General features: G+C 73.2%; 2 protein-coding genes. One reads left to right on the plus strand and one right to left on the minus strand.

Annotated features, from left to right (window positions below; all coding sequences use genetic code 11):
• Positions 1–91: 91 nt before the first annotated feature.
• A complete protein-coding gene (locus ACZ6EM_RS35160) occupies positions 92–820 on the minus strand; it encodes a ferritin-like fold-containing protein (RefSeq protein WP_049660234.1) in 729 nt (242 codons plus the stop codon).
• 688 nt (positions 821–1,508) lie between these two features.
• Here ACZ6EM_RS35160 and ACZ6EM_RS35165 point away from each other — a divergent pair.
• A partial coding sequence (locus tag ACZ6EM_RS35165) for a DEAD/DEAH box helicase (protein WP_465774192.1) occupies positions 1,509–3,112 on the plus strand: 1,604 nt, incomplete at its 3' end.

Raw genomic sequence — 3,112 nt, forward strand, 5'->3', positions numbered from 1 at the left:
ACAGCGCCCACCCATTCAAGTGGACCAAGACCGCCGACCAGATCATCGACCGAATCTGCCGCTACTGCTCAAGAATCTCCGGACCAGCTCACTAGGACGCCAGGCCGAGGGCGGCCATCCGCTTGGTGTGCGCCTCGGTGATCCGGTTGAACATCTTGCCGACCTCGACCAGGTCGAAGCCCTGCACCTGCACGCCGCCGACCAGCAGGTTGGACAGCGCGTCGCGCTCGGCGACGACCCGCTGGGCCTGGCTGAGCGCCTCGCCCATCAGCCGCCGGCCCCACAGGGCGAGCCGGCCGCCGGCCCGCGGGTCGGCCTCGATGGCCTGGCGGACCTTGTCCACGGCGAACTGGGCGTGGCCGGTGTCGGACATCACGCTCAGCACCAGGTCACGGGTGTCGTCGTCCAGCCGGACGGCCACCTCGCGGTAGAAGTCGGTCGCGATGGCGTCGCCGACGTAGGCCTTGACCAGGCCCTCCAGCCAGTCCGAGGGCGCCGTCATCCGGTGGAACAGCTCCAGCGGCTCGACGAAGGGCCGCATCGCTTCCTGCGGGTCGGCGCCGACCTCGGCGAGCCGGTCGTGCAGCCGCTGGTAGTGCTGGAACTCGGCGGAGGCCATCCGGGCGAGCGCCGCCTTGTCGGCGAGGTCGGGCGCCAGCTTGGCGTCCTCGGCGAGCCGCTCGAAGGCGCTGAGCTCGCCGTACGCGAGCGCGCCGAGCAGGTCCAGCACCGCCGCCCGGTAGCCGGGGTCGGCCGAGCACGCGGCCCAGTCCCCGATCGAGCCGGCCGCCGCGTCCTGCGTCTCACCATGGGTCTCCATGACCCGCAACTTTAGTCCCGCCCCGCCGCCCCGTGCCCGGGCACGCCCGGTGACCGGCCGGACCGGCCGCTCCGGTGGCAGTTGCCGGGGGCAATGTCGGACGCGTCACGTGTTCGAGTCGTCGCCTGACTGTATGGTGGTACGGAGCCCGTCGTGTTCGCATGGTGTCACCGCCGTCTCGGTACCCCGCGCGAACCCTCCGTAGTGGCACCGTCCAGCCGGACGTGTCCGCACCGGAGGCACGGGTACTCACGTACGCGGATGCCCGGTCGGAGAGCCGATCGGCTCCGACCATGGCTTGGACTTCAAGCCTTGGCACCGCATCAGTGGCCGAGCGAGGGCCGCCGAGACCACGCCCCGAGGCGAAGGTCCCGCGCAGGTCCCTCACGGGAATCCTCCCCGACGCCGCCGGCGACGCGCCCCGCACCAGGGCAGCGCGCACCGGCCGGCCGCAGGGACCGGCGCGGTTGTGCGTCCGCGCAGCTGTATCAGGGCCGCCAGGCCCGTAGGCAGCCGCGCGGCTGCCCGCCCGCCGCTCGCTCTCGGCCCTTTCGAAAACGGAAGAGGCAGCACCCTGTCCACCACCGCTGAACCCATCAAGACGACGTTCCGGGAACTGGGGATCCTCCCGGAGACCGCCGAGGCGCTCGAGTCCGTCGGCATCGTCCACCCCTTCCCCATCCAGGAGATGACCCTGCCGGTCGCGCTGACCGGCCACGACGTCATCGGCCAGGCCAAGACCGGCACCGGCAAGACCCTCGGCTTCGGCCTCCCGCTGATCGAGCGGGCCATCGTGCGCGCCGACGTGGACGCCGGCCGGGCCACCGAGGACCAGCTCTCCGACTTCCCGCAGGCGCTGATCGTCGTCCCGACCCGCGAGCTGTGCACCCAGGTCACCAACGACCTGCAGACCGCCGGCAAGGTGCGCAACGTGCGCGTCCTCGCCGTCTACGGCGGCCGGGCGTACGAGCCGCAGGTGGAGGCGCTCACCAAGGGCGTCGACATCGTGGTCGGCACCCCGGGCCGCCTGCTGGACCTGGCCGGGCAGAAGAAGCTCAACCTGTCCAAGGTCCGCGCGCTGGTCCTGGACGAGGCCGACGAGATGCTCGACCTCGGCTTCCTGCCGGACGTCGAGAAGATCATCACCATGCTGCCGGCCAAGCGGCAGACCCTGCTGTTCTCGGCCACCATGCCGGGCCAGGTCATCAACCTCGCCCGCCGGTACATGAGCCAGCCGACCCACATCCGGGCCGCCGCCCCGGACGACACCGGCGCGACCGTCGCCAACATCGAGCAGCACATCTTCCGTGCGCACTCGCTGGACAAGGTCGAGACGGTCTCGCGCATCCTGCAGGCCGACGGCCGCGGGCTGGCGATGATCTTCTGCCGCACCAAGCGCACCGCCGCCGACGTCTCCGACCAGCTGACCCAGCGCGGCTTCGCGGCCGGCGCGGTCCACGGCGACCTCGGCCAGGGCGCCCGCGAGCAGGCCCTGCGGGCCTTCCGCAACGGCAAGGTCGACGTGCTGGTCTGCACCGACGTCGCGGCCCGCGGCATCGACGTCGAGGGCGTCACCCACGTCATCAACTACCAGTGCCCCGAGGACGAGAAGACCTACCTGCACCGGATCGGCCGCACCGGCCGGGCCGGCGCCTCCGGCACCGCCGTCACCCTGGTCGACTGGGACGACATCCCGCGCTGGCAGCTGATCAACAAGGCGCTGGACCTGCCGTTCAACGACCCGGAGGAGACCTACTCCACCTCCGCGCACCTGTACGAGCTGCTGAAGATCGCGCCGGGCACCAAGGGCGTCCTGCCGCGCTCGGAGCGGACCCGCGCCGGGCTCAACGCGGAGGAGGTCGAGGACCTCGGCGAGACCGGTGGACGCGGCGCCCGCTCGGGCCGCGGCGGTCGCGGTGAGCGCAGTGACCGCAGTGAGCGCGGTGACCGTGGTGGACGCGGCGGCCAGGGCGGCTCCGGCCGTCCGGGCGCCGGCGCCGCCACGGCCGAGACCGAGGAGCAGCAGCCGCGCCGCACCCGCGAGCGCCGCCGCACCCGCCGGGGCACGGCGGTCGGCGCCGAGGGCGAGGCCGCTGCCGTCGTGACCGGTGCCGCCGTGGCGACCCCGGCCGTCGAGGGCGCCGAGGACGAGGCCGCTCCGCGCCGTCGCCGTCGCCGCTCGCGCGGCGGTGCCGCCTCGGCCGAGGCCGCGGTGGCGGTCGAGTCGACCCCGGCCGCCGAGGCCGTCGTCGCCGAGGCCGCCGCGGTCGTCGAGGCCGCTGCCGAGGCGGT

Source organism: Kitasatospora sp. NPDC041917 (assembly GCF_055589745.1).

Excerpts from the sequence above, each read along its gene's own strand:
- ACZ6EM_RS35160 (WP_049660234.1), bottom strand. The coding sequence starts at position 820 with ATGGAGACCCATGGTGAGACGCAGGACGCGGCGGCCGGCTCGATCGGG.